The organism is Microbacterium sulfonylureivorans (assembly GCF_003999995.1).
GTDB classification, from domain to species: domain Bacteria; phylum Actinomycetota; class Actinomycetes; order Actinomycetales; family Microbacteriaceae; genus Microbacterium; species Microbacterium sulfonylureivorans.
In genome coordinates this window covers 283,670-307,857 of the sequence record NZ_RJAD01000004.1, presented here as the reverse complement: position 1 = coordinate 307,857, position 24,188 = coordinate 283,670, and the positions used below count along the sequence as shown (strand labels likewise).

At 66.9% G+C, this 24,188-nt stretch carries 27 protein-coding genes, 1 tRNA gene and 1 pseudogene; 16 read left to right on the top strand and 13 right to left on the bottom strand.

The genetic code is table 11. From position 1 onward, the window contains the following. Positions 1 to 170: 170 nt before the first annotated feature. Complete coding sequence (locus EER34_RS17600; RefSeq protein ID WP_164743607.1) at positions 171 to 590, bottom strand: hypothetical protein; 420 nt, start codon at positions 588 to 590, stop codon at positions 171 to 173. Between the two features lie 267 nt (positions 591 to 857). Between EER34_RS17600 and EER34_RS17330 the strand changes: the two genes are divergently transcribed. Next, positions 858 to 1,307 carry a hypothetical protein gene (locus tag EER34_RS17330; RefSeq protein WP_127476954.1) on the top strand — a complete coding sequence of 150 codons (450 nt, stop codon included), beginning with the start codon at positions 858 to 860 and terminating at the stop codon, positions 1,305 to 1,307. A gap of 229 nt (positions 1,308 to 1,536) precedes the next feature. Here EER34_RS17330 and EER34_RS17325 read toward each other — a convergent pair whose 3' ends face one another. Then, positions 1,537 to 2,136, bottom strand: a complete 600-nt coding sequence (locus EER34_RS17325; protein ID WP_127476952.1) for a hypothetical protein — start codon at positions 2,134 to 2,136, stop codon at positions 1,537 to 1,539. Between the two features lie 213 nt (positions 2,137 to 2,349). On the opposite strand from EER34_RS17325, the gene EER34_RS17320 reads away from it, so the two are divergent. Both EER34_RS17320 and EER34_RS17315 read left to right on the top strand, forming a co-directional pair. After that, complete coding sequence (locus EER34_RS17320) at positions 2,350 to 2,826, top strand: hypothetical protein (RefSeq protein WP_127476951.1); 477 nt, start codon at positions 2,350 to 2,352, stop codon at positions 2,824 to 2,826. Positions 2,827 to 2,955: 129 nt separating this feature from the next. Beyond that, positions 2,956 to 3,333, top strand: a complete 378-nt coding sequence (locus EER34_RS17315; protein ID WP_127476949.1) for a PH domain-containing protein — start codon at positions 2,956 to 2,958, stop codon at positions 3,331 to 3,333. A 48-nt stretch (positions 3,334 to 3,381) separates the two neighbouring features. Here EER34_RS17315 and EER34_RS17310 read toward each other — a convergent pair whose 3' ends face one another. From EER34_RS17310 to EER34_RS17295, 4 genes are all read right to left on the bottom strand, one after another. Next, positions 3,382 to 3,726: a cupin domain-containing protein gene (locus EER34_RS17310; protein ID WP_127476947.1), complete on the bottom strand. Its 345-nt coding sequence runs from the start codon at positions 3,724 to 3,726 to the stop codon at positions 3,382 to 3,384. 155 nt (positions 3,727 to 3,881) lie between these two features. Continuing rightward, positions 3,882 to 4,640 carry a hypothetical protein gene (locus EER34_RS17305; protein ID WP_127476945.1) on the bottom strand — a complete coding sequence of 253 codons (759 nt, stop codon included), beginning with the start codon at positions 4,638 to 4,640 and terminating at the stop codon, positions 3,882 to 3,884. After that, positions 4,637 to 4,924 carry an RNA polymerase sigma factor gene (locus tag EER34_RS17300; protein ID WP_164743606.1) on the bottom strand — a complete coding sequence of 96 codons (288 nt, stop codon included), beginning with the start codon at positions 4,922 to 4,924 and terminating at the stop codon, positions 4,637 to 4,639. The genes EER34_RS17305 and EER34_RS17300 overlap by 4 nt, the downstream gene beginning before the upstream one ends. Positions 4,925 to 5,330: 406 nt before the next feature. After that, positions 5,331 to 5,612, bottom strand: coding sequence for a hypothetical protein (locus EER34_RS17295; protein ID WP_127476942.1), 282 nt, complete (start codon positions 5,610 to 5,612; stop codon positions 5,331 to 5,333). Positions 5,613 to 5,794: 182 nt separating this feature from the next. On the opposite strand from EER34_RS17295, the gene EER34_RS17290 reads away from it, so the two are divergent. From EER34_RS17290 to EER34_RS17280, 3 genes are all read left to right on the top strand, one after another. Next, complete coding sequence (locus EER34_RS17290; RefSeq protein WP_127476941.1) at positions 5,795 to 6,544, top strand: hypothetical protein; 750 nt, start codon at positions 5,795 to 5,797, stop codon at positions 6,542 to 6,544. Between the two features lie 411 nt (positions 6,545 to 6,955). Then, positions 6,956 to 7,234, top strand: coding sequence for a hypothetical protein (locus EER34_RS17285; protein ID WP_127476939.1), 279 nt, complete (start codon positions 6,956 to 6,958; stop codon positions 7,232 to 7,234). 52 nt (positions 7,235 to 7,286) lie between these two features. Beyond that, positions 7,287 to 7,529 (top strand): hypothetical protein, encoded by a 243-nt coding sequence (locus EER34_RS17280; RefSeq protein ID WP_127476937.1) that lies wholly within the window; start codon positions 7,287 to 7,289, stop codon positions 7,527 to 7,529. A gap of 158 nt (positions 7,530 to 7,687) precedes the next feature. Here the strand turns inward: EER34_RS17280 and EER34_RS17275 are convergent, their stop codons facing one another. Next, complete coding sequence (locus tag EER34_RS17275; protein WP_127476936.1) at positions 7,688 to 8,152, bottom strand: hypothetical protein; 465 nt, start codon at positions 8,150 to 8,152, stop codon at positions 7,688 to 7,690. 205 nt (positions 8,153 to 8,357) lie between these two features. On the opposite strand from EER34_RS17275, the gene EER34_RS17270 reads away from it, so the two are divergent. Both EER34_RS17270 and EER34_RS17265 read left to right on the top strand, forming a co-directional pair. After that, a complete protein-coding gene (locus tag EER34_RS17270) occupies positions 8,358 to 9,113 on the top strand; it encodes a hypothetical protein (RefSeq protein ID WP_127476934.1) in 756 nt (251 codons plus the stop codon). Positions 9,114 to 9,284: 171 nt separating this feature from the next. Next, on the top strand, positions 9,285 to 9,887 hold the full coding sequence (locus EER34_RS17265; RefSeq protein WP_127476932.1) for a hypothetical protein: 603 nt from the start codon (positions 9,285 to 9,287) through the stop codon (positions 9,885 to 9,887). A gap of 116 nt (positions 9,888 to 10,003) precedes the next feature. Here the strand turns inward: EER34_RS17265 and EER34_RS17260 are convergent, their stop codons facing one another. Together EER34_RS17260 and EER34_RS17255 are read right to left on the bottom strand one after the other, a co-directional pair. After that, complete coding sequence (locus EER34_RS17260; protein ID WP_127476931.1) at positions 10,004 to 10,195, bottom strand: hypothetical protein; 192 nt, start codon at positions 10,193 to 10,195, stop codon at positions 10,004 to 10,006. Between the two features lie 96 nt (positions 10,196 to 10,291). After that, positions 10,292 to 10,669 (bottom strand): hypothetical protein, encoded by a 378-nt coding sequence (locus EER34_RS17255; protein ID WP_127476929.1) that lies wholly within the window; start codon positions 10,667 to 10,669, stop codon positions 10,292 to 10,294. Positions 10,670 to 10,999: 330 nt separating this feature from the next. On the opposite strand from EER34_RS17255, the gene EER34_RS17250 reads away from it, so the two are divergent. The 3 genes and pseudogenes from EER34_RS17250 to EER34_RS17240 form a co-directional block, all read left to right on the top strand. Next, positions 11,000 to 11,545 (top strand): hypothetical protein, encoded by a 546-nt coding sequence (locus tag EER34_RS17250; protein WP_127476927.1) that lies wholly within the window; start codon positions 11,000 to 11,002, stop codon positions 11,543 to 11,545. A gap of 123 nt (positions 11,546 to 11,668) precedes the next feature. Further along, a complete protein-coding gene (locus EER34_RS17245) occupies positions 11,669 to 12,241 on the top strand; it encodes a uridine kinase family protein (RefSeq protein ID WP_127476926.1) in 573 nt (190 codons plus the stop codon). 236 nt (positions 12,242 to 12,477) lie between these two features. After that, positions 12,478 to 12,657 (top strand): annotated as a pseudogene (locus tag EER34_RS17240) (site-specific integrase); the annotation flags it as partial. Between the two features lie 147 nt (positions 12,658 to 12,804). Here the strand turns inward: EER34_RS17240 and EER34_RS17595 are convergent. Together EER34_RS17595 and EER34_RS17235 are read right to left on the bottom strand one after the other, a co-directional pair. Next, positions 12,805 to 12,877, bottom strand: a tRNA-Met gene (locus tag EER34_RS17595). Positions 12,878 to 12,984: 107 nt separating this feature from the next. Then, positions 12,985 to 13,461 carry a heme-degrading domain-containing protein gene (locus tag EER34_RS17235; RefSeq protein WP_127476925.1) on the bottom strand — a complete coding sequence of 159 codons (477 nt, stop codon included), beginning with the start codon at positions 13,459 to 13,461 and terminating at the stop codon, positions 12,985 to 12,987. Between the two features lie 253 nt (positions 13,462 to 13,714). Between EER34_RS17235 and EER34_RS17230 the strand changes: the two genes are divergently transcribed. Beyond that, entirely contained in the window at positions 13,715 to 16,813 is a 3,099-nt protein-coding gene (locus tag EER34_RS17230) for a S8 family peptidase (protein WP_240642474.1), read from the top strand. Positions 16,814 to 16,890: 77 nt separating this feature from the next. Here the strand turns inward: EER34_RS17230 and EER34_RS17225 are convergent, their stop codons facing one another. Both EER34_RS17225 and EER34_RS17220 read right to left on the bottom strand, forming a co-directional pair. Beyond that, entirely contained in the window at positions 16,891 to 17,301 is a 411-nt protein-coding gene (locus EER34_RS17225; RefSeq protein ID WP_127476923.1) for a hypothetical protein, read from the bottom strand. A gap of 79 nt (positions 17,302 to 17,380) precedes the next feature. Further along, the gene (locus tag EER34_RS17220) at positions 17,381 to 18,397 is read right to left on the bottom strand and encodes a helix-turn-helix transcriptional regulator (protein WP_127476922.1); all 1,017 of its coding nucleotides are present in this window, start codon (positions 18,395 to 18,397) and stop codon (positions 17,381 to 17,383) included. 61 nt (positions 18,398 to 18,458) lie between these two features. On the opposite strand from EER34_RS17220, the gene EER34_RS17215 reads away from it, so the two are divergent. From EER34_RS17215 to EER34_RS17200, 4 genes are all read left to right on the top strand, one after another. Next, the gene (locus EER34_RS17215) at positions 18,459 to 19,571 is read left to right on the top strand and encodes an ATP-binding cassette domain-containing protein (protein ID WP_127476921.1); all 1,113 of its coding nucleotides are present in this window, start codon (positions 18,459 to 18,461) and stop codon (positions 19,569 to 19,571) included. Further along, positions 19,568 to 20,365: an ABC transporter permease gene (locus EER34_RS17210; protein ID WP_127476920.1), complete on the top strand. Its 798-nt coding sequence runs from the start codon at positions 19,568 to 19,570 to the stop codon at positions 20,363 to 20,365. Before EER34_RS17215 ends, EER34_RS17210 begins: the two co-directional genes overlap by 4 nt. A gap of 134 nt (positions 20,366 to 20,499) precedes the next feature. Next, the gene (locus tag EER34_RS17205) at positions 20,500 to 22,707 is read left to right on the top strand and encodes an adenylate/guanylate cyclase domain-containing protein (protein WP_127476919.1); all 2,208 of its coding nucleotides are present in this window, start codon (positions 20,500 to 20,502) and stop codon (positions 22,705 to 22,707) included. 2 nt (positions 22,708 to 22,709) lie between these two features. After that, complete coding sequence (locus EER34_RS17200; protein WP_164743605.1) at positions 22,710 to 24,131, top strand: mechanosensitive ion channel domain-containing protein; 1,422 nt, start codon at positions 22,710 to 22,712, stop codon at positions 24,129 to 24,131. Positions 24,132 to 24,188: the final 57 nt, after the last annotated feature.

Below are 24,188 nucleotides of genomic sequence, written 5' to 3'. Positions count from 1 at the left end.
ATCATCGCCGTCGCGCCGATGAGTACCGCTACCGATGAACTCGGCACCTACGAGGTGCGCGACACGAACGGTTGGGTGCTACTGGCAGCGTGGTCGCTGTTCGCGATCTCCGTCGCGCACTTCGTCTTGCCACTGCGCTGGACCCGGCGAGCTGCACGCTGACCTACCGGCTAACGGCCGCGCGTGGAGGCTACAAGCGCGTCGTATTCCTCATTGTTTGTGGCGACGCGAGCGAACACCTCGCTGTGGGACGCGAACTCGAAGACCTGCTTCCGATACGACTGGCGTAGCGGGAGCCTCAGTTCGTCAAGGTGCGGCAGGTCCAGAATCGGTGTCAGATCCGGGTCGATGATTCGGGTTCCGGGAAGCTCGAGTCGACGGGGCTCGACGAGTGCGCTAACCCATCGGAGATCGGGAAGATCGAAGTTTCGATCGGAACCCGGATGAGCGTTCCCAAGGCACAGGTCCCGGAGCCCGACCGCCTTCCGTAGCACGGCGCCGCTCGCCTTGTGCGCTTGCAACACATACAGTCGCGAAAGGGCGCGCAGCGATGTCAATGGCTCGAGCGACTCGACGCCCGTGGCGCTCACAGTGTGCTTGCTTGCCGATGTTGTCCGTGCGATCCCAGTCGTGGATCTCATCGTGGCCGCGGGCCACGCGGCCCCAAACGTCGAGCGAGCCATCCTCCGCGAATAACGCGACGAACGAGTCGGAGTCGCCGGTGTTCGTGGCGTCAATTAACGCGGAGATCGGAGTCAGAAGTTCCGCCATGCCCCGATCCTGGCTGGTCGCACGCGCTCCGTCCAGATCCGATCGGATGAAAGGGCCGTTAGCCGGCCCGCACGTAGGATTTCCCAATGACCGCAAGCTCCCGACGGCGACCGATCCAGTGGGTGGGGCTTGTCGTGGGCGTCACGATCATCGTCTCAGCATTGGGCGTCGGTGGGTGGCTCATGGCGCGGTCGCTGTTCGACAATCAATGGCAGCTCACGCTAGCCGAACTCATGGCAAACGACCCTGACGCCGCGGATCCGACCACCGAGGTCGTCGAGATCACATCAGACGTCTGCGTCGACGGTGCGACGTGCGTTGAGGCATACGACACCGCCGAAGCGACCTATTACCGGTTCACGAGCCGAGCCGACGCTGAGGCATTTGCGTCGACCGTTGATGACGGGTTCAGGTCGAACTACATCGTCATGGACTTCGCCGGCAAGGACGCCACCTCGAAGGAACAACAGCTCTGGGCAATGCAATACCTCGCAGGCACATGGCAAGACTACGAAGGCGGCTTCCCCGACCGGTAGGCCCGTTCGCGTCCGCCCGCCCGTTGGCGGACCCGACATCGCGCCGCAGATCATGCGAATCACCGCCGCTCAAGGAGATAGCGAATCCCGCAGCCGTCGTCGTTCGGCGCGCAGCGCTGCCGCGGGGAGGCGATCAACTGGACGGATCTGCCTCCCCTCGTGTTGACCTTGACCTCGAGCGAGCGGACTACGACAACGCGTGACCGAGCACCTCGGGGTCGATGAAGCGCTACTTGTGCAGTGTTGAGTGCTGCCAGGAACGGATCTCGTCGGCGAGCTTTGCTGTGCGGTGACTTCTCAGTCCGAGATTTCTGATGCCTGTCTCAACGGGTATGGACTCGAATCGGACCCCATCCCGGAACGCCAACACCAGGACCCCGTAGCTCATCGAAGCTCCCACAGCCTCCACTGACGCGAGGTCACGACAACGGTAACGTCCGAGCGTCTCCCGCTGGCGGTACGCCGTGATCATGATCTCGTTGGGGCCCAGAGTGATCCACCCCTTGATCCGCAACTTCGATCGCTCCGTGGCGAGCGGGCCCAGCAACTGTCCGACCCGGAACAGGATGATGCGCGCGTCCAAGGATGTCTCGCTGGCCCGCGCAGCACGGTCCAGAGCGCGGTTCGCGAACAGCTCGACCGACAGGAGGCCCGCGCCCCAAACGGCGATGAAGATGAGCCAGAACATGGACCAGCCGTCCACGCCACCTTCGCGTGCGATTCGGAAGCCCGCGAACCCGACTCCGAACAGGAATACACCGCCGCTCAAGATGAGAGCGTTCGCACGCGCGCCAGGACCTTGCGTCCGTGCAGCGGTGCGGACATCCATGACCGACATCATTGCGGATACACGGGCGTGGGCGCGGCACTGAGCCATGCGGCGGCGACAGCGTCCGGACGTTGATTGGTCGATAACGCTGCACGCGCAGACCGACCGACTTCCGATGATTGCCCTGGTCGGCTGGGGTTATCCCCAGTCGAGTTGAGGGGCACCTCTGCGTTGATAGCTTTGCTGGGCCTCTATGGCGCGGAGGGGTGATCAATGAACGGTGACGCTGACGGTGGTGAGCAGCTCGGCGGGTTGCTGTGTGGATGCACGATTCTTTCTTTGATGTTCTGGCTTGGGGTGGTGTTTCTGCCCTATGCGCGCCCGGTGGCTGCGTGGTTCCAGCAGCGCATGGAAGCCGCCACGGTGCTCGCCTTCATGGGATCGAAGTCGGCCGCGAAGAACATGTCCCCAGGACAGGTTGTGGTCTTCTCCATCGGTTCGATCGCGATCTCGACGATAATCCTGCTCAACATTGGCCCCAAGGTCGCGGACGTCTCAGCCTCGGCAGCTCCGCTAGCGATCTTTTTGGGTTGCGGTGGGGTCATCGGTGGAGCGGTGCTCTTGGTGCGTGCGGCGAAGCGCCGCGTTCGCAGCAGCCGGGCAGGTGCGATTGCCGGGGCTGCGCTCACCGTTGTCGGCGTCGCTGTGTCGGTTGCCGGGATCGTGAGGGGGCTCTCCGCCGTCGGGTGACGTCCTCACAACGACTGCGGCGGTCATCGGACCCCGTTCGCCCCTCGCGGTCGATCCGCTGCGGCGCGGTCCGTCGGTACTCTAGGTCCGATCGCACCCAACCGGGGGCACGCGGCACAAGGAGTCCTTATGGCGGAGACGGCACCCATCCTGGCTTGGACGCTGCAAAACGAGATCCCTGTGCCGGATGACGTTCAGGCGCTGCTTGTTGAGGGTGAACAAGCCGTCACCTCGTTCAAGACCTTCCGCGACTCAGCCACCTTCACCACCAAGCGGCTCATCGTGCGGGATGCTCAGGGCTTCACCGGGAAGAAGGTTGAGATCTACTCACTGCCGTACAGCTCGATCGAAATGTGGTCCTCAGAGAACGCCGGCGGGCTGCTCGATCGCGACGCCGAAATCGAGCTATGGACCAAGGCTGGCCACATCAAAGTAAAGGTCACGAAGGGCGCGGACATCCGTCGGCTTGACGCGCTGCTGGCCTGGGCCATCCTGCAGAGCCGCTGACATACATCGATCGCGCAGGAGGACCGGCTGACCGGACCCGCGATCCGGTCAGCTGCTGGGGCCGAGCACTCGGGAATCGGCGACTCCGGCTGCCTCCCCTTTGAGTTCGACGAAGATGGCGTGCGTCCCTGATCGGCCGATGTTCGCCCCCGCGTGCCGCTGCGCCGGGAGCCACGCTGCTTCGTTGGCGTGCATGTCGACTTCCCGCTCGCCCGACTCGGTGCGGAGCCGGCGCTGGAAATCGCTGAGTGTCACCATCACGCTGTTCGGGTGCACGTGCGGCGTCGTACTGTCGCCAGGCTCGTCGCGGTACTCCAGAACGCGCACGAATTCGTTCTCAAAGATGATGCGGTAGTGGGCCGGGTTAGTCGTCACCGGATCGTCCTCGACCATGATCGCGAGCGTACTCCGCGATTCGACGTGTTCGCAGCGACCGCCCGACCGGCTCTCGGACCCTGGACAGCGCCGCAACTGCCCCCACGACTGCTCGCCTCGATGGCCATCGACTCCACCTGCGCGCAGGTCGACCGCTCAGCGTGCGGACCGACTCAGCCGACTCGGAATTCGCCGATCCTGGTGGTGCCGTCTGATTCGTAGACCGGGATCATATGGATGATGCCGGCGTTCTCTTCTTGCCAGCGAAGGGCGTCCTCCGGGCTGGTGAAGCTCTCGGCAGCAGTACTCCCGTCGGCATCCGCAAGGTCCTCGCGGTAGACATATCCCTGCTGACCGTTCGTGGCGATTACAGCGATGAGGTCGGGCTGTCCATCGCCGTTGATGACGCCGTAGCTGTCGCCGGTTTTGTTCACTGCCCAGTCGGTGGTGTCGCTGGAGACGTACCCGGCGGTGATTGACCAGGCTGCGTCCGTGGTGGTGGTCATGGTGACCCCGTCACCTTCAATCGCTGTGATCGGGATGACGTATGTCGTCGGCCGTTCGCTGTCACCGGCGGAGGTGCAGGTCACGGCGGCGCCATCGTCGAATTTGAATGATCCGGGGGTGAGGCATGTGAGCGAGATGGCCACCCCCGTCGCCGTGGCCGGCGCCGGGCCGAGCTCGAGCGTTCCTGTGCCGGTGAAGGTTGCCGACCGGGTCGCGCCCAGGGCGGTATCGACGCTCGCGCCGGGCAGGCTGAGCAGCCCAGTCGCTGCGGCGGCTACTGCACCGCCCAGCACGATCGCGAGTGCGGCTCCCGTGCCGAGTAGAGTGTGACGGCGTCGGCGGGGGCGGCCCGCTTCTGCGATGTGGGTGACAAGTCGGGCGCGGAACGCCGCCGCAAACTGGTCGCTCATGGTGGGAGTGCTCATGTCGCCTCCTTGGTGAGGTAGCTGTCGAGCGTGTCGTGTCCGAGACTGCGTTTCACGTGCGCTCTAACCCGGTGCAGCCTGGTGCGAGCAGTTTCGGGAGAGATCCCCAACGCACCGGCGGCTTCTGTCGCCGAATAGCCCTCCAGGGCCACCAGCGCGAGCAGTCGGGCGTCTCGCGGGGACAACCTGCGCAGTGCGGCTGCAACGCCGGTGTCGATGGTGAGCTCATCGATGGCGACGTCCTCGGCGGACGGGTGGTGGGCGCCGTGCGGAAGCTCGCCCAAGAGTCGGCGATAGCGCTGGCGAGACCGATCGAGGTTCCGGCACGCGTTTGTCGCGGTTACGAGCAGCCAGGGCAACTGAACCATCGACGACGCGCACCTGGGATCTACGTCGCCGCAGCTCGAGGAAAGACACCGCCGGGGCGTCCTCGGCGTCGGTCTGATCCTGGAGAATCCGGTAAGCGTGGCGGAAGACCCTGTCACGGTGCAGGTCGAAGATCATCCCGAACGCGTCCGGGTCGCCCACGAGTCCGCGCTGCCACCACCCGTGCTCCGGGCCTTCACCACCGCTCATGCTCTGTATTGTCCGGCACCGCACGGATCGTTACAGGGACCGACAAAGTTGCTCCGTGTGGGATCGTTCAGCGCTCCGGGACATCCACCTGTACCGACCGACGTCGGGCCTGAGCTACTCGCGCGATCTCCGGGCCACGACACCGCCGGCAAGAAACGCTAGGGTGAGCATCCCTAGGGTGAAAACGATCCATCCGACGACGGTGACGCGCGAGAGGACGACCGCTGAGCCGCCAGGGGTGAAGGTCGCATTCGCCAGGGGCTGGTAGGCGAACCAGCCGAACGAGGCGACCCCCATAGGCGTGAACAGCCCGATCGTGATCGTGATCGCACCGGCGACTGCGACCAGCGCCGCTCCCGCCCAAAGGAGCGCGGTTCGCATACTTCTGCCAGCCATACTTCGACACTAGCTAGCCGCGGGCGCCAGTGCGGGAGCGGATCGGCTTTCGAGCGTCAGCGCTGGCAAGAATCGCTACCGCGAGCATGGCCGACACTCAGTCAGCGACCGACTGATCGCCATTTGGGACGGCAATCATTGAATGTCGTGGATGTCAGACAGTCGCCCCTAGGCTCGGCGCTGTGACCAAGCGAGAGTGTGCCGCCGCCAGCATGCTCGCGCTCGCGCTCGGACTGGCCGGATGCGCGCCCACCCCAGCGTTCCCGCCGACGGGAGCGCATGAGCCGGCGATCGTCGAGGCCCGCGAGGCTGCCGCGGCCGCAGAGCTCGACCTGCTCCACAGCATCGTTCCCGAGCCGGCGTTGAGCACCGGCGTCAAGGACGCATGCACCCGTGGGCAATTCGGCCCGTTCTACAACTCCCCGTCCGCTTGGGACTGCGGGCACAGCACTATGTGGATCATCGAAGATCCCCGCACCGACCCCGCCGAGATCCTCGCGTCATGGCGAGAAAGACTGGTGGCCGCCGGCTGTGAGCCCGACGAGGCGGACTGGGGGATGACCGAGCAGTACTGGCGCGAGATGGGCATTCCGGGGCAAACGGCCAACGGTGTTCCGTACACCGTCGATGATCTTCCTGGTGCGAGCGCTAGGTGCCCGGACTCGGACTGGCGCTACGTCTCGTTCCGCCTCAGCACTCCCGATGGGGTGGACGAGATGGATACGACGGTCGACGGTGAGCTTATCGACGCCTCGCCCTACGACCTTGCGCAGATTCGCGCCAGCGCATCCCCACACGTCGTCACCATTGGGACCGGGACGGGCTATCACGAGGTGCCCCGCTCAGGCGAGACTGAAGAGGTCGAGGACGACGACGAGCCCCTGCCGTGCGTCTGCCACAGCGGGGGCGATTGCGATTGCCCCGGCGGTTGAGTGGCGGGAATCCTGCGTAGGAGCTGTTGCCGGACAGCTACTAACGGGAAGCTGCGCATCGTCGGCAGGATGGTGTCTCTGGCACCCGGCAACGCGCGCGCGGTCGGGGAAGTGCTGCGGGCACCGCCCGGCACGCACCCGTGGACGGAGCAGCTTGGCGTATGAAACCACGGGCATCGCGTGTCAGAAGCTGGCCGTCGCTGCCGATTTCCGCGCGGATGACGACCCGCTTTCCTTCGGCTGTCACCGCGGGAGCGTGGTCCAGGATGTGTGTCACGCCTTGCATCCAGCATGTAGGAATGGGACAGCGCAGGGGGTCCGTCGCCAGGTAGTAGTGTGCGTGGGTGACGTTCGCTCCGAGCTACTCGTTGGTCCCATGTGGCAACCGTGCCAGGTGACGCGGAACCTCTGATGACGTATCCGGCGGCCTACTATCAAGAGCTTCGTGGTCGCATCAAAGCGGTCTTGATCTCAACGACGCAGTTACTGCCGGCGGACACCGTCACCTTCGTGATCGAACTCCTCGACGCTAACGAATTGGGTGTTGCTGAAGAGACCATCGTGGACGCGCTGGCGGAGGCGCAAACACAGATCCCGCGGTCGGTGGTCGTCGAGCTGAGCGAGATCGCTTCCGCAATGGCAATGGACTATGACGTGGCCGAACTACTCGCGCCCTGGTCGGTCGAATAGGCCACTGCCCAAGACAGTTCGGCGCGGTGGGCAAGATTTGGATCGGTGATTAATGACCAACGAGTCCGCAGCTCTCTACCTGCGCGATCTGGGCGACCTTCTGCGACGCTCAGCCGTCGATGCCCGAACGCGGCGAGATAGCGCGCTAGGAACTGCTGAATACGACTTCGAGACAGGACATCTCACGGCCTACCACGAAGTGATCTCCCTGATGCAGCATCAGGCCATCGCGTTCGGCATCGGCCTCGAGGATCTAACTCTGAACAACATCAATCCGGAACGGGATCTTCGATAGGTGCCGTCAACTCAGTGCGCCGCATGACAATCGCCGGTGGCTTGTTAGATCGATCTGCTCGAGATGCAGTCAGGCAACGCACGACGGCCGATTCTTGCTGACGGCGACTGTCGCAATGAGGGACCGGCTTCCGAACGGTCGTAGATGATTGAGTGCCCTCACGGCCAGTGAAGCTCACGCCTGATCTCTCCGAGGCGTTCTACCCACTCCGAGCTCGACCGAAAGTCGTCATCGAGCGCGAGGTAGATCCCCGACCGGGACGCCACCGCGAAGATAGAGCTCGCGATGTCATCACTCAGAAGATCCTCATAGGAGAACGATCCCTCAAACCCGAACCATGCAACCTCGGCGCCACCACCGACTGCCGATTCCAACCACGCGGAGACGAGACCAGTCAAGTCCGGCGGGAGTTCATTGAACCGCAGGTCGTACTCGCGGACCTCACCGATGGTGGAACCACTGTCGCCGGGCATCATCTCGTACTGTCGGACGGTGTCGGGTCTCGGAGCCAGCGCTGCATCGACCGTGAGTTCAAGATCGGCCGGATCTCGACGCACGACGAATAGGGACAGCATCGCCTCCGTCCCCGGCCACATCAGTCCCGCACGCAGTCCATCCATCACCTGGCCCACACTGGCACGAAGAGACTCACCAGGGAAATGACTCGATCCCCCGGCGGGGTGTCCGGATCAGGACGCGTCATCGAGCGACTGTCGACTGGGCGGTGTCCCGCGCGGGTACGCTCACGGGATGCGGAGATTGACCCCCGCTGAATGCGTTGACGCGGTCGCGTGGATTCAGCTGTCGGAACGCGACGATCCTGTGGGAATGGACTTGTCGGGCTGGGAGGACTCGGTCTGGGTGCTGCACTCGATGTACGAGAACACGTCCCTGCCTTCGCACATCAGCTACGACCAGGCGCGACGTGCCACGATCGAGGCGGGCGTTGAGAAGCCGGTGATCATCAACGGCTTCAGCCTCGATGACGGCTCCGCCGTCACGACCGGCGTGGGGTTGGGATTCAGCGACCATCCCGGCGAGGGATGGACGCGCCTGACCTGGCACGAGTACTTTGCGCGGCTCGGCCAGACTCCAGGACGCGACGAGGCCTTTCCACCGAGCTTTCAGTGGTTCAGCGACGGAGGCTGGCCCGTGTCAATCGACTTCCCTGCCGAGGGATCGCTGGACGGCGAGAGTCTCCGTGCTCTCGTATCCGTTCTGACCAACCGAGCAGCCGCGGAACACTGCTACTTCTATCCAGCCGCGCTCACGACCGGCGACTTCGACAATGTCGAGATACAGGAGGGACGCGTCAGCGACATCTTCAAACTCGTCGGCGAGGGCGTCGGCCGGTTCTCACCGAGCAACTTCTGGCCGGCCGATCACTCTTGGTTCGTTTACACCGACTACGACCTCTGCGCGACGCGGGTGAGCGGATCCGCAGACCTCATCGACGCCCTCCAGGCCGACCCGATCCTTGAGACACTGCGCTGGGACAAACCGGACCAGCCCACGCCCGACAAAGCCACGGTGGAAGCACAGCCGACGCGGAAGGCTCGTCGGCTGTCCTGGTGGCGACGCTGAGCGAACCCCCCAACGCTCGCTTCGCGACCCACTTGAGAGCGTCGGCTGTGACCTCGACCAGCGCCGGGTCGGGTCGCGCGCGGTGCACTCAGACAAGTCACTCCCAGAGCGCGGGCACACCCTGGAACTAGTCTTGCCGCACCGACCTACGGCGACAGATTGGCAGATGACATGGTTCACCAGACAGGCGCGGATCGGCTGGTTCCGGACGGTGTCCTCTCGGTCGTACGCAAAGCCGTCACGGGTGGCCTGCTGTCGAATGTCGAATCGCTGGCGGCGGGATTGACGGACGATGGTTGGGCGCGCGCGACCGAGCCCGGTCTTTGGCGATTCATGACCGATCCGTCCTGGGCGATCGTGTCCGGTAGCCACGCGCCCAACGTGTCAGTTTTCTTGAGCGCGCAGGACCAGGTCGTGCTGAACGTTGCCGATCGACTGCGCGATCAGCTTGACCGCGGTGAAGCGGGCAATTTGCAGCGCACGATCCAAGATTCTGACTGGACGATCTGGGCCGGCGAGGACGTCGTCGTCTCGCTCAACGCCACACTTGCTCGTCAACACGACCAGTTCACCGTCGGGGCGATGATGCAGCTAGCCATGGAACGCAAGGACACGCCCGCGGAGGGACTGCCACGAGACCCGGAACTCGCAAGACGGATTGCTCTCACGAGGACGCCCCTGCGCGCTGGTATCTCGCTGCCGAACGCGAGCTTCCAGACGACGTCATCGCGCTGCTTCGAGACGACGAAGACCCGGACGTGTCAGCCGCTATGAAAGCCATCCCGCCTGTGACCCCCTCGCGCTAACCACCGCGCCCGGCTGACGACGGCCGCGTGCGGAATCGCTTGTCACGCCCAGGACGTTGCCCGTCGTCGGGCGAGGGTGAGCGGTTAGCCGATCCGGATTTCAGTGACGTGGTCAGTACTACGCCAGGGAACCGGGAACGGCGTAAGCAAGGCACCATCCGGGTAGCCCGGGGCGACCGCCTCTTGATAGGCATAGGCTTCATCCTCGTCATCGAAGACGCCGAGGATGTTGTTGTCGGGCGAACTGTCGTGGTAGACGATCCAGACCTGTTTCACCTACGCACCGTACATCGATCTTCAATGCCGATCGGGCGTCTGTCGAGCCACCGGCTTGTGCGCCCTCGCATGTCAATGCTTGATGGGCGAACTGCATCAAGAACCCAGCAGCGTAAAGGACATCTGCGTCGGCAGGTAGAGCCAAAGAGAGACGAGCGCGAGCACGGCGCCCCCGCACAAGAGCGTTCCGGTGATTCCAAGACTGATCGCCGTGCTTCGTCGGAAGGCGTCTTCTGCGCTCGAGACTCCCTCGACCCAACAGATCGCTCCGAGCGCTATCCCCGCGAACGCGATCAGGAGACCAGCACTGCAAGAGATTCCAACGAATACGTTCGGCCCGAGAATCGCAAGTGGACTGTACGCGACGAGGAACCCGACAACGACCGCGACGATGAGAGACGTCGGCGCCAGCACGATTGACCTCACACCGAATGTGGTCGACACTGCCGTCGGACGCTGGTGTTCTCGGCTCACGACCGCAGTCTATTCAGACCGCCTGGAGCACCTGTCCGCGAACGGGCGCCCGCACGTTGACCGTTCCCGCACCCAAGCCACCTGTCTTCTCGGCCAGGACTCTCCTGCGGTTGCAGATCGGCCGAGTGCTGGTCGTGGTTGGCCCGTCATTGGTGAGCGGTCGGAGGAGTTGTCCGTGGCCTGCCACAGGTCATGGACAATTGACGAGTTATGTTGACTGCTGGCCTCGCTGATTACGCGCCACGTGCCTTCGCCGAGACCGCGACCTTGCCCGAGTGGCTCCGGAGGCAATCCGAGACCGACGCGCCACTCGAGCGGTATCGGCGACGCGTGCGGGTCACCGGCGGAGTCGCAGCTGGCGCCGGCGTCACGTTCGTGCTCGCGATGACGGCGTGGATGATCTCGAGCGATGGGCAACAGCTAGTCGGTGGAATACCGGGCCCAGCGCTGGCCATAGGCGTGGCGGGAGTTGTTGCGTGGCTGACCCGTCTGGGTGGGCAGCTTCCCCACCTGCGCGAACGTCGCGCCGCAGTCCGTCTCGGCGTGACGGCGTTCGCGATTGGATCGACCCCGCTCACCGGCCAGTCCCTCATCGTCGCGGCGGACGGGTTGTGCTTCCTGCGCGGCCGCGCCAAGCCCCTGGGGTTCGTGCCAGCCAGGCAGGTCGAGATCGCTGCGCTGACCACAACGGCCGCCGGCGTCGGAATCTCACTCAGTATCGATGGACGCTGGTTCGACGTTCCGATCGTGCTCGAAGTCGGCGGCCCTGCCGGCTCGGCTTGGTCGGTGCCGGGGCTCAGACCCGGCCCGCGACTCGTCGACACCATCGCGATGCGCATCCAGCGACATGCAGCGGTCTACGTTCACCGGCCCTGAGCCTTCATCGAACGTCCGCGCGGCAGCACGCCCACTGCCGCGATCAATCGACCGCATGAAGGACCGCGCGGATGCCGACCGGTTGCGTGCGGCGAGGCCGGGCGCGTTCCCTAGTGTGGATCGATGGGACTTCACAGCATCGGCGAGTTAATCGCCCAGCGCGTTGCTGAGTGTGGGCGACCGTTAGTTGTCGGGGTATCCGGCTACGGCGGCTCGGGAAAGAGCACTCTCGCCCGCGAACTAGTTGAGATCGTCCCTGACAGCATTCGGATGCGAGGAGATGACTTCCTGGACCCCACGCGATCACATCAGCGGTCGCCAGACTGGGATGGCGTGGAACGAGCTCGTCTGGTGGACGAGGTTCTCCTCCCGTTCCTAGCGGGGTCAGCCGGCAGCTTTCGCCGCTTCGACTGGGGCATCGGGGCTCTCGGGAAGTCCGAGCCCGTCCCACTCGGCGACGTCATGGTGGTCGACCTCGTCGGTCTGTTTCATCCGGAGGCGCTCGACTTCCTCGACCTCACGATCTGGTGCGACGTCGACTTGGCCACAGCGCAAGCGCGAGGAATGAAACGCGATGCCGCTGTGGGGCGCGATCATTCGCGCCTCTGGCGGGAGGTCTGGGTCCCGAACGAACGCGACTTCGAAGCGAACTTCGCTCCTCGAGAGCGGGCAGACGTCCTGCACTCCACATACTGACGGGAGCGAGTGAGGATCCCTGTGCGTTCCATGCCCGGACGTGGCTGGTCACGTGCGGGCCATGGGCGTGGTGAGGATCGACGCAGGGATGGCCCCCAGAAACGACGAAGCCCCCGCTCGACAAGATCGGGCGGGGGCTCGCTTAGGTATCTCAGCTATCGCGGCTCATAGTCTGTGTCCTTCCCTCGGGATAGCGAATCTAGCCAGCGACGCGGGTTTTGACAATGGCTGTCGTTCACACCGCAGCATCCCTCGCCATCAGCTCGGGGGCGAACGTCAAAGCGGTGCAACGGATGCTTGGCCACGCGTCGGCCGCGATGACGCTCGACGTCTATGCGGACCTCTTCGATGACGACCTCGACAGCGTCTCGACGTCGCTGAACGCCGCCCGCGCGGCCGCCATCGCTCGCTCCTGATCGGCCTCGATCAACCCGCGTGAGTGCGGTTATCCACAGGTGCGCCCGCGAAAAGTGTGGGCAAAATGTGGGCAAACGGCCCTTCGCCGAGAAACCTGAGAACCGCGATCCCAGTCGGGACAAGGGATCGCGAGCCGTAGAGAGTTGACGCGACGGCGGGAGTCGAACCCGCAGCGCACCCGGATATGAGCCGGTGCCCGGGACCGCCCGGATCGCCGCGATGTGCCCACGCTAGCCCCGGGAGGCGTCGTGCGGGTGAGCGTGAACGATGGTTTCCCTGTGCGTCGGCATGTGACGCAGAACGGATGCCGAGGCATCCGCTCTCGTTCACCGGGCGCCGCGATATGCCCGGAGGTGCGTGACCACGAACGCGTGGTCGTCGGCCTGGGGGAGTCCTGAGACGCCGACCGTGCCCACGACGCCGACGCCGGTGACGGTGATCGGGAAGACGCCGCCGTGTGCGGCGAACTGCGTGGTGTCGAGGCGTGCGTCGACGTCGAAGTCCTTGCCCGAGGCCCGGAACGACTGACCCACACCGTAGGAGGAGCGTCCGTAGCGCCGCGCGACGTGCGTCTTGCGCTCGAGCCAGCCGTCGTTGTCGGCGCTCGAGCCCGGAAGGGCGGTGTGGAAGACCCGCGCCTCTCCCAAGGTGATCCCGATGACGATCGGCAGCCCGGCCGCGAGGGCGGCCTCCCGCATGCGCGAACCGAGGGCCCAGGCATCCGCAAGATCGAAACCCGGAAGGACCAGCTCCTGCTCCTCGGCCTCGATGCGTTTGAGGGTCGCGCGCGCGTCATCGGTCATGCGGACGAGCGTATCGCCGGTACCGTGCGGGGCGGTCGGAGGCCCCGTGATCTGCGCATCCGTGCGCTCGTCTGCATGTTTTGGCGGCTCTGATTGAGCGCTCTGATCAACCTGAGAATCCACTGTTGACTTGATGTGAGTTCGCACATACGGTCACCGAAGTATCTCGTTCCATCCCCAGTACGGAGACGGGATCGTTCCCTCCTCCATCCCCCAAGTTCGGAGAAAGTAGGTCCCGTTGTACAGACGTGCATTGGCGGTCGCCGCGGTCGTGGCGCTGTCACTCCCCACAACGGCGGCGTTCGCCGCAGCAGACGACGATCCGTCGTCGAAGTTCGAGAAGGCCGAGTCGCGCGGTGAAGTGAGCGCGACGGTCGCTCCGCTGAGCGCCGACGCCGACGGCAACGTCACGGTCGTCGTCGAACTGGCGGCCGACCCCGTCGCGGTCGTCCAGGCGGAGAAGGGCCGCGACCTCACGAAGGCCGAGCGCTCCTCCATCAAGAAGTCGCTCGAGCAGGCGCAGAAGCCGATCGTCGGCGCGGTCGAGGCAGAAGGCGGCTCGGTCGAGGCGACGATGCAGTCCGCCTACAACGGCGTGCAGGCCACGATCCCGGCAGACGCCGTCGACACGGTCGCCGCGCTTCCCAACGTCGTCGGCATCCACGCCGCGCGCACCTACACGATCGACAACGCGGTCTCGGTGCCGTTCCTCGGCGTGCCGCAGGTGTGGCAGAGCACCGGCTACACCGGCGAGAACGTCAAGGTGGCGATCATCGACACCGGCATCGACTTCACCCACGCGAACTTCGGCGGCCCCGGCACGGTCGAGGCGTACGAGGCGGCCAACGCCGCCGAGACGCAGCCCGCCGACCCGGCGCTGTTCGGCCCGAACGCGCCGCGCATCAAGGGCGGATGGGACTTCGTCGGCGACGACTACGACGCCAACGACGACACCAGCGTCCCCAAGCCCGACGCCAACCCGCTCGACTGCAACGGCCACGGCAGCCACGTCGCCGGAACCACCGGCGGCACCGGCGTCACGGCTGACGGCGCGACCTACACGGGTGCGTACGACGAGTCCACGGCCTCGCAGGAGTGGAAGATCGGACCCGGCGTCGCACCCGAGGTCGACCTCTACGCCCTGCGCGTGTTCGGCTGTGAGGGCTCGACCAACGTGACCACGGCCGCCATCGACTGGGCCGTCGCCAACGACATGGACGTCATCAACATGTCGCTCGGCTCGAGCTTCGGAAGCGCCGACGACCCGGAGGCCGTCGCTGCGGCCAACGCCATCGGCGCCGGCGTCGTCGTCGTCGCCTCGGCGGGCAACTCCGGCCCGGCTCCGTACATCGCAGGTTCGCCCGGCAACGGCGAGGGTGTGATCTCGGTCGCCGCGGTCGACAGCACCGCGAGCTTCCCGGGTGCCTCCGTCACCGTCGGCGGCGTCGCCGTTCCGGCGATCAACGCGAACGGCGCGAACCTCGAGGGCCTTCCCGGCATGACCGTCGTCCGCCTGGTAGACAACGCATCCACCGCCGAGAACGAGGCGCTCGGATGCTCGACCGCCGCGTACACGTCGAACGGCGTCGCCGCCGGACTGAACCAGCTCGCCGTATCCGACCGCGGCACCTGCGCGCGCGTCGCCAAGGCGATCTTCGCTCAGCAGGCGGGCGCAGCGGCAGCGCTGATGGTGAACAACACCAACGACTACCCGCCGTTCGAGGGCGTCATCACGGAGAACGCCGACACCGGCGAGCCGTACGACGTCACCATCCCGTTCCTCGGCGTCCGCGCGTCGGACGGCCCGAAGTTCGTGACGAACGCGCCCGCCACGGTGGTCGCGGCGCAGCTCGACAACCCCGGCTTCCGCGGGTACGCGTCGTTCTCGTCGAACGGTCCGCGCAGCGGCGACAGCGGCGTGGCCGTGGATGTCGCGGCGCCGGGCGTCTCGATCGTCTCGACGGGCGTCGGCACGGGCAACGGCCCGGCGACGATCTCGGGCACCTCGATGGCAGCACCGCACGTCGCGGGCGTCGCGGCCCTCACCGTCCAGTCCCACCCGGGCTGGAAGGCCGGCGAGATCGCCGCCGCCGTCGTGTCGTCGGCGGACCCCGAGAAGGTTGCGGGGCAGCAGATGACGCGCGGCGGAGTCGGCCTGGTCGACGCCGCGCAGGCGGTCGCCACCAAGGTCACCGCCACCGGCGACGCGTTCCGCACCGACAGCGGCTGGCTGCGCGAGTCGGCGCTGAGCTTCGGGTTCCAGGAGTCGTGGATCGGGTTCGCCGGGCTCAAGACGATCACGATCACGAACCACGGCGACAAGGCCGTCACCTACAAGGTGAGCTCCGCTCCCTCGGCCCAGTCCGAGAAGGCGAAGATCTCGCTCAACCGCTCGTCGGTGAAGGTTCCCGCCAAGGGCAAGGCGACCGTCATCGTCGGCCTCACGGCCGGTGCCGGCGCCGTCGGCTCGTCGTCGGTGTCGGGCGACCCGTTCGCCCAGTACGAGTTCTCGGGTGACATCCTGCTCACGTCCGACTCGTCGACGCTGCGTGTGCCGTACCTGCTGGTTCCCCGTTCGGACAGCCGTGTCGCCTCGTCGACCGGTGCGCTGTTCGGCAAGAAGGACACCGTGGGCGACGCCGACAAGTCGGTCAAGCTGACCAACAGGCTGGGCGCCCTCACGGGGGCTGCGGACTTCTACACGTGGAGTCTCAGCGACGCCAAGGACGTGCCGAAGACGATCGGCGACACCGGGTTCGACCTGGCGTCGGCAGGCGTGCAGTCCTTCGCGGACGGCAGCGACCAGCTGCTCGTGTTCGCGGTGAACACGCACAAGCGGTGGTCCAACCCGGCGAGCCTCGAGTTCGACGTGGTCATCGACCGCAACGGCGACGGAAACCCTGAGGCCATCGTGTTCTCGGCCGACTCGGGCCTGGTCCGGGCGGGCGATGCGAACGGCCGCTCCGAGGTCTTCGTCAGCACGCCGGCGGGGCTGTTCGCAGCCGGGTTCTACGCGTCGGCGCCGACCGACAGCAGCACCATCCTGCTGCCGGTGTACGCGAGCGACCTGGGCATCACGTCGGCCGCGCCGACGTTCGGCTACTCGGTCGCGAGCTACTCGATCACCAACTCGGCGGGCTTCGACGAGATCGCCGGTGTCGCGACCTACAACCCGTGGTCGCCGGCCATCGAGAACGGCCAGTTCGCCGAGGTGCCCCGCAACGGCAGCGTGACGGTTCCCGTCGCGGTGAACGGTGCGCAGGTCGCCGCGCAGAAGCCGCTCGGTGTCATGGCGGTCGTGATCGACAACAAGTCGGGCACGAGCGAGACGGTTCTGGTCAAGACGAAGTAACCGCTCGTCGAACGTCCGGAGGCGGCATCCCCTGTGGGGTGCCGCCTTCGGCGTGGAAAGGGCCCTCTATGCCGGTCTCAGGCCTCGCAGAGCACGGGCGTGTCGGCGCGGCCGAAGCGATAGTCGTAGGGGGTGCCTTCGACCGTCACGACGACACGCATCCCGTCCACGATCGCCTGGGTGTACGCCATGCCGGGCTTCGGGCAGCCGAGCGCCCCGTTGGTCCACTGGACGGCCTCGGCCGAGACGAGCTGCGGCTCGCCCTCGACACCACGGCGCGCGAGATCGGCCACGATCGCGTCCCACTGGGACGTCGTCACGTCTGTCGGCTCGCCCGAGGGCCCGACCGGGCCCGGTGTGGTCGTCTCGAACGGCGGCCGGCTCGATGACGTCGAGGGAGTGGGGTCGGTCATGGGTCCTCCGGATGCGCAGGCGGTGAGCGACAACAGCAGGGCACCTGCAACGGCGGCGATATACAGTCGGCGCATGTCACTCCTCGGGTCGGCGCCAGCGTAGGCGCGGCTCCTGCGAGGGTGCTGAGCTTCGGCGGCGCGTCGCAGGGACGCCCTACTCGTCCTCCGGGTGGGCGCGTGCGGCCGCGGCGCGGCGCGGAGGCGGAGGCGCGTCGATGGCGCGGAGCATCCGCTCGAGGGTCTCCCGCAGCTGCGACCGCGACGGCTCCACGAGGTCGGTCGTGTATTCGACGCCTTCGGGGATCCACATCAGGCCGTACATGGTCTCGCGCCAGTCTGCGCCGCCGACCGGCCAGCGCGTGTGCGCATCGTCTTCGGCTTCGGCGCCCTGGCCCCACTGGCCGAAGTACTCGCGCATCTCGGCGAGAGGCAGTTCCATGACGGCATCCGCCTCGACCGCCGTGCGCACCCACGACCGGGCGACGACGATGAACTCCTCGATCTCCTCGGGTGTCAGCGGCTTCGGCTCGAACAGCACCCTCGTGTGCTCGACTCCTTCGAGACGATCGACACGGAACGTGCGCCAGTCGTCTTTGTCGAGGTCCCAGCACAGCAGGTACCAGTGCCGTTCCGCGGGTGCGAGCGCGTGCGGCTCGACGCGGCGCCGCGTGACCTCGCCCGACGCGGCGGTGTAGGTGAAGCGCACGCGCTCGTGGTCGCGGCTGGCGAGGGCGAGCTCGCCGAGCACCTCGCTCGACACGGCCGCTCCGGCGTTGATGCCCGTCGGCTGCACGGTCTCGGCGAGTGCGGCGACCCGTCGCCGCAGCGGCGCCGGCAGCACCTGCTCGAGCTTGGCGAGCGCGGTGATGGTGGTCTCGGGGCCGCTGACGAGGCGCTGGGATGCCGCGACCCGCAGCCCGATCGCCATGGCCACCGCCTCCTCGTCGGTGAGCAGCAGCGGAGGCACGGCGCTGCCGGCCTCGAGTCGGTAGCCTCCCGCGGCGCCGGGCGACGACTCGATCCGGTACCCGAGGTCGCGCAGGCGCTCCACGTCGCGGCGGACCGTGCGCTCGGTGACGCCCAGGCGGTCGGCGAGCTCCGGGCCGGGCCAGTGCCGATGGGTCTGGAGCAGGTTGAGCAGCGAGAGGGCTCGCGTGGTCGTATCGGACATGACTCAAGATTGCCCGATGATGCGGACCGGATCTGTCCGCAATGGTTCCTAGCTTGGATCCATGGCGAACGAACCGATCATCGAGGCGCAAGGCCTGACCAAGCGCTTCCCAGACCAGCAGAAGAAGAATGCCAAGAAGACGAGCGTCGAGGCAGTTTCCGACCTCACATTCCGGGTCTCGCGGGGCGAGCTCGTCGCGTTCCTAGGCCCCAACGGCGCAGGCAAGTCGACCAGCCTGCGCATGCTGACCACTCTCATCCCGCCGACGGCCGGCACGGCCCGCGTCGTCGGCTTCGACATCCTGCGGCAGCCTGCGGAGGTACGCGCGCGAATCGGCTACGTCGGGCAGCTGACGAGCGGCAGCTTCTCGCAGCGGGCGCGCGACGAGCTCCTCAGCCAGGGTGCGTTCTACGGCATGTCGAAGCCCGCCGCGCGTGTCCGCGCCGACGAGCTCATCGAGTCGCTCGACCTCTCCGGCTTTGCGAACCGCTCGGTGCAGCAGCTCTCGGGCGGGCAGAAGCGGCGGCTGGATGTCGCGCTCGGTCTCATGCACGCGCCGCCGCTCATCTTCCTCGACGAGCCGTCGACGGGGCTCGATCCGCAGAGCAGGGCGAACCTGTGGCAGCACATCCTCGATCTGCGACACCAGTACGGCACCACCGTCTTCCTCACGACCCACTACCTCGAGGAGGCAGACCGCTACGCCGAGCGCGTGATGGTCATGGACAAGGGCCGCATCATCGCCGATGACACGGCCACGGCGCTCAAGGCGAACCTCGCGGGCGACGTGCTCACCCTCGGCTTCGCGTCGGGAGCGGATGCCGAGGCCGCCGTCGCAGTCGTGCAGAGGCTCACCGATCGTGGCGTCCGGCGCGAGGGCGAGGCATCCGTCACCCTCACGGCGCCCGACGGCGACGCCCTCCTGCCGTCCGCGGTGCGGGCGCTCGACGCCGCCGGCATCCAGGTCGCCCGCGCGACCGGCGTGCCCCCGACGCTCGACGACGTGTTCCTCGCTCTCACCGGACGCACGCTGCGCGAGGCGGGCGAGGGCGAGCCGACGGAGGACCTCACGGGGCAGGGCGACGGGGCCGACGAGAAGAGCACGGCGGATGCCTCGGCCGAGGCATCCGGAGCCGCCGATGCGGTGGCCGAGCAGACAGGAGCGAACCGATGACCACTCCGCAGACCGACGCGCGACCCGACACCGTGGTGCGCGCAAACCCCGCGCGCGACACGTGGAACGTGCTGACGCGCGAGCTGAAGCCGGTCGTGCGCGATCCGTTCACGCTCATCTTCAGTCTCGTTCAGCCGCTGGTCTTCCTCGGGCTCTTCGCGCCCCTCCTCGTCGGCTCGTCCGGTCAGCCGGTGGGGGAGACGCTGCAGTGGTTCGTTCCCGGGGTGCTCGTGATGATCGTGCTGTTCGGCACGGGCGCGACCGGATCCAACCTGCAGTACGAGATGATGACGGGCTCGCACGAGCGCACGCTCGTCGCACCGCTCGCACGGTCGTCGCTGCTCGTCGGACGCGCGCTCAAGGAGATCGCGCCGATCGTGGTGCAGGCGCTCATCATCGTGCTGATCGCGTGGCCGTTCGGGTTCACGATCAACGTGCCGGGTCTCGTGGTCGGCCTCGCGCTCCTCGCCGTGTTCGGCGTCGGCCTCGGATCGCTGTCGTACACGCTGGCCCTCAAGACGAAGGACCGCGAGTGGCTGTTCTGGGGCGTTCAGCAGACGCTGATCTTCCCGCTGCTGATCCTCTCGGGCATGCTGCTCCCGCTCGACACGGCTCCGGAGTGGATGTGGGCCATCTCGACCGTGAACCCGATCAACTGGGTGGTGCAGGCCGAGCGGGCGCTCTTCGCGGGCGACCTCGGCGCGTCGGCGGTGCTGTGGGGTTGGGTGTCTGCCCTGGTGCTCGCGGCACTCGGTCTGTGGGCCGGCATCCGCGCGATGCGCAAGAGCAGCTGACCGCGCCGAAGCACGATCGGATGCCCGTCCCGCACCTCGGGGGCGGGCATCCGATCCCGGCGTCGTCGAATCGTTTCTTGCCGCCGTGTTTCGGCTGTGGCTAGAGTGACCACTGAGCCGACCGGGGGTCATGCGTGAGCGCGACGACGGAAACTGGGGCGCAGCACACGCCCGTCACCGAGTCCGAACGCCTTCACGAGCGTGAGTTCGCGCGACAGGAGGAGATCGCGCGGAAGCGCGACAAGAAGCCGCGCCGCGGCGGGCTCAGCATCCAGTCGAAGCTGCTCATCATGCTGCTCGCCGTCAGCGTGATCTCGTCCGTGATCGTCGGCGTGATCGGGTACGTCAGCGGGCGCGAGTCGCTGCGCGCGTCGGCGATCGACCAGCTCACGACCATCCGCGAGATGCGCGTCGGCGAACTCGAGCACACGGTCGAGAGCGTCCAGGCAGGCGTCGCCCTGGACTCCCGCAACCTCAGCGCGCAGACGCTGTCGCGCGAGCTCAACGCGGGCTGGGAGGAGCTCCAGAGCCGGGAGCTGACGCCTGAGCAGCAGGCCGAGCTCGAGCAGTACTACGCCGAGACGTTCATCCCCCAGCTCGAGGAGCGCACCGGAGACGCGTACAGCCCGAGCGCCTTCATCCCGCAGTCGAACGCCGGCAAGTGGGTCCAGTACCACTACACCGCGCAGTTCGCCGACTTCGACGAGGCGCTCGCCACCAACTCCGCCGACGACGGCACGGCGTTCTCCGCCGCGACGGAGCGATACGGCGACTATCTGACACGACTGGTCGAGACCGTCGGGTACGAAGACCTGCTGGTCATGAACCTCGAGGGCGACGTCGTCTACTCCGCCTACAAGGGCGTCGACATGGGATCCAATCTCCTCGACGGTCCGTTCCGCGAGTCCCTCCTCGCCGACGCGTACCGCGATGTCGTCGCCACCAACAGCGTGAGCACCGTGAAGACGACCGACTTCGAACGATGGATCCCGTCGCTGAACGTCCCCAGCCTGTGGGTGGTGTCGCCGATCGGCAACGACTCGGCGGTGACGGGAGCGCTCGCGGCCCAGATCCCGATCGCGACGATCAACGACGCGATGACCGGTGACGAGCGCTGGAAGGAGCAGGGGCTGGGCGACACCGGCGAGGTCTACCTCGTCGGCGGCGACAACCTCATGCGGAGCGTCTCGAGGCAGCTCGTCGAAGACCCCGAGGCGTACGCCGACAAGGTGATCTCGGCCGGCACGCCCCCAGACATCGCGGAGCGGGTGGTCGAGGTGAGCGGCACCGTGCTCCTCCAGCCGATCACCACGCAGCCCGTCGTCGAGGCGCTCAAGGGACGCACCGGCGCCGGGATCTCGACGTCCTACCTGGGCGACGAGAACATCGCCGCGTACACCCCGGTCGAGATCGACGGCCTGAACTGGGTGGCGGTCGCGCGCATCGACACCGCCGAGGCCTTCGCGCCCGTCGCCGACTTCACTCGCACCCTGGTGCTCTCGCTGCTTGCGATCGTCCTCGCCGTCAGCGTGCTCTCGCTGCTGCTCGCCCAGGTCTTCACCCGCCCCATCCGCAAGCTCGTCGACGCCGTCCGCCGGGTCGCCGGCGGCGACCTCGCCGTGCAGGTGCCGATCGGATCGCGCGACGAGATCGGCGATCTCGGATCGGCGTTCAACGACATGGCGTCGAGCCTGCGGATCAAGCAGGACCTCATCGAGGAGCAGCAGGTCGAGAACCAGAAGCTCATGCTCACCCTCATGCCCGAAGCCGTCGCACAGCGCTACCGCGACGGCGAGGAGACGATCTCCGAGGAGCACGACAACGTCTCCGTCGTCTTCGCGGAGCTCGTCGGGTTCGAGGAGTTCGCGGAGGATCTATCGAGCGAGACCGAGACGTCTCAGCTCAACGCGCTGATGCGCGGATTCGACGAGGCGGCCACGAAGACGGGCGTCGAGAAGGTCCGCACCCTGCGCGGCGGCTATCTCGCCAGCTCGGGACTCATCGTGCCGCGCGTCGACAACGTGCGTCGCGCGGTCGACTTCGCCCGAGAGATGCGGGCCGTCGTCCAGCGCTTCAACTCGCAGAACGGCACCGAGATCGACATCCGCGCGGGCGTCGACACCGGCACGGTCACAAGCGGACTCGTCGCCCGGACGAGCCTGGCGTACGACCTGTGGGGCGACGCGGTGAGCCTCGCCTACCGCGTGCGCAGTGTGACGGGGCTGCCGGGCATCTACGTCAGCCAGGCCGTGCGGGACCGGATGCAGGACAGCGTGACGTTCACGAGGGCCGGGTCGGTCGAGCTTCGCGGCAAGGCTCAGGACGTCTGGCGGATCGAGTAGCCGTGGATCCGTTCGAGGACGGCTGGGTGTGGTGGGCGGTCGCGCTCGCCGTCGGGGTTCCGATCGTGCTGGTGGTCCTCACCGAGATCCTCGGAGCGCTCACGCGCCGGGGCAATCCCGCGGCGGGACCGGTACGGCTTCTGCGCAACTGGGTCGTGCCGGTGGCCGCGCTGTTCGCGCTCCTGGTCTTCGCCCTCCGCTCGGATGCCGACCAGGTGTGGGCGCGCGTGGTGGCGACCGTACTCGGGTTCCTCCTCATCCTGCTCGTGCTGTCGGCGTTCAACGTGGCGCTGTTCGCCAACGCGAAATCGGGGAGCTGGCAGGAGAGGATCCCGTCGATCTTCGTCGAGCTGGCGCGCCTCATCCTCGTGGTGGTGGGCCTGGCGCTCCTGTTCCAGTGGGTGTGGGAAGCGGATGTCGCGGGCCTGATCGCCGCGCTCGGCGTGACGTCGATCGTCATCGGCCTCGCTCTGCAGAACGCCGTCGGCGGCGTCATCTCGGGCCTCCTTCTCCTGTTCGAGCAGCCCTTCAAGATCGGCGACTGGCTCGACGCGGCCGGCGTGCAGGGGCGCGTGATCGAGGTGAACTGGCGTGCCGTCCACATCGACACCGGGTCGGGCATCCAGATCATCCCGAACTCGACGCTGTCGGGCGCGTCGTTCACGAACCTGAGCCAGCCCGACGGACCGCACCACGTGACGACATCGGTGGCGTTCACCACCGACGACCCCCCGCACGAGGTCATCGGCCTCCTCGTCGAGGTCGCCGACTCGCTGCCGATGAGGGCGACCGACGAGCGCGCGACCGCCGACTACCAGGGCTCGGGGAAGTATGCGGTGAGCCTCCCGATCAACGGCCCGGAGAACGCCCCGCAGGCGCTGAGCCTCTACCTCGCATGGCTCTGGTACGCGGCCCGGCGACGGGGACTGGCCCTCGACGGCGACGCGAGCGATCCCATCGCCGAGCCCGGGCGTCTCGAGCACGCGCTCGAGGTCGTCGGGCCGACGCTGCACCTGGGCGACAAGGAGCGCGACCTGGTCCTCTCCACCTCGCGTCTCGAGCGCTACGGGCTGGGCGAGATCGTCCAGCCCGAGGGAGTGCTGCCGCACGACATCCGCTTCGTCGTCGACGGACGCGTGCGTCTCGCCGTCGAAGCGGGAGGCGGGCGCATCGAGTTCGCCACCGCGGAACCGGGCGACTACGTCGGCCAGACCGCGCTCACGCGGGAGAAGACGCTCACGACGGCGATCGCCGCCGACGTGCTGACGGTGCTCGTGGTGCCGCTCGAGACCCTCGACGAGCTCGTGCGGTCGCGCCCCCTGCTCGCACAGGAGATCGGGCAGTCGATCGAGCTCAAGCGCAAGCTCGCCGCCGACGCCCTCGCGACAGCGGGCGTCGTGCGGGGGAAGCTCGGCATCGGGTGATCCACACCCCAGGCGGCAGTGGTGCGGGCGGCGCCTCCGGGGCGGGTACTGTTCTCG

Excerpts from the sequence above, each read along its gene's own strand:
- EER34_RS17330 (WP_127476954.1), top strand. The coding sequence starts at position 858 with ATGACCGCAAGCTCCCGACGGCGACCGATCCAGTGGGTGGGGCTTGTC.
- EER34_RS17325 (WP_127476952.1), bottom strand. The coding sequence starts at position 2,136 with ATGGATGTCCGCACCGCTGCACGGACGCAAGGTCCTGGCGCGCGTGCG.
- EER34_RS17320 (WP_127476951.1), top strand. The coding sequence starts at position 2,350 with ATGAACGGTGACGCTGACGGTGGTGAGCAGCTCGGCGGGTTGCTGTGT.
- EER34_RS17315 (WP_127476949.1), top strand. The coding sequence starts at position 2,956 with ATGGCGGAGACGGCACCCATCCTGGCTTGGACGCTGCAAAACGAGATC.
- EER34_RS17310 (WP_127476947.1), bottom strand. The coding sequence starts at position 3,726 with ATGGTCGAGGACGATCCGGTGACGACTAACCCGGCCCACTACCGCATC.
- EER34_RS17305 (WP_127476945.1), bottom strand. The coding sequence starts at position 4,640 with ATGAGCACTCCCACCATGAGCGACCAGTTTGCGGCGGCGTTCCGCGCC.
- EER34_RS17295 (WP_127476942.1), bottom strand. The coding sequence starts at position 5,612 with ATGGCTGGCAGAAGTATGCGAACCGCGCTCCTTTGGGCGGGAGCGGCG.
- EER34_RS17285 (WP_127476939.1), top strand. The coding sequence starts at position 6,956 with ATGACGTATCCGGCGGCCTACTATCAAGAGCTTCGTGGTCGCATCAAA.
- EER34_RS17280 (WP_127476937.1), top strand. The coding sequence starts at position 7,287 with ATGACCAACGAGTCCGCAGCTCTCTACCTGCGCGATCTGGGCGACCTT.
- EER34_RS17270 (WP_127476934.1), top strand. The coding sequence starts at position 8,358 with ATGGACTTGTCGGGCTGGGAGGACTCGGTCTGGGTGCTGCACTCGATG.
- EER34_RS17265 (WP_127476932.1), top strand. The coding sequence starts at position 9,285 with ATGGTTCACCAGACAGGCGCGGATCGGCTGGTTCCGGACGGTGTCCTC.
- EER34_RS17245 (WP_127476926.1), top strand. The coding sequence starts at position 11,669 with ATGGGACTTCACAGCATCGGCGAGTTAATCGCCCAGCGCGTTGCTGAG.
- EER34_RS17235 (WP_127476925.1), bottom strand. The coding sequence starts at position 13,461 with ATGACCGATGACGCGCGCGCGACCCTCAAACGCATCGAGGCCGAGGAG.
- EER34_RS17225 (WP_127476923.1), bottom strand. The coding sequence starts at position 17,301 with ATGCGCCGACTGTATATCGCCGCCGTTGCAGGTGCCCTGCTGTTGTCG.
- EER34_RS17220 (WP_127476922.1), bottom strand. The coding sequence starts at position 18,397 with ATGTCCGATACGACCACGCGAGCCCTCTCGCTGCTCAACCTGCTCCAG.
- EER34_RS17215 (WP_127476921.1), top strand. The coding sequence starts at position 18,459 with ATGGCGAACGAACCGATCATCGAGGCGCAAGGCCTGACCAAGCGCTTC.
- EER34_RS17210 (WP_127476920.1), top strand. The coding sequence starts at position 19,568 with ATGACCACTCCGCAGACCGACGCGCGACCCGACACCGTGGTGCGCGCA.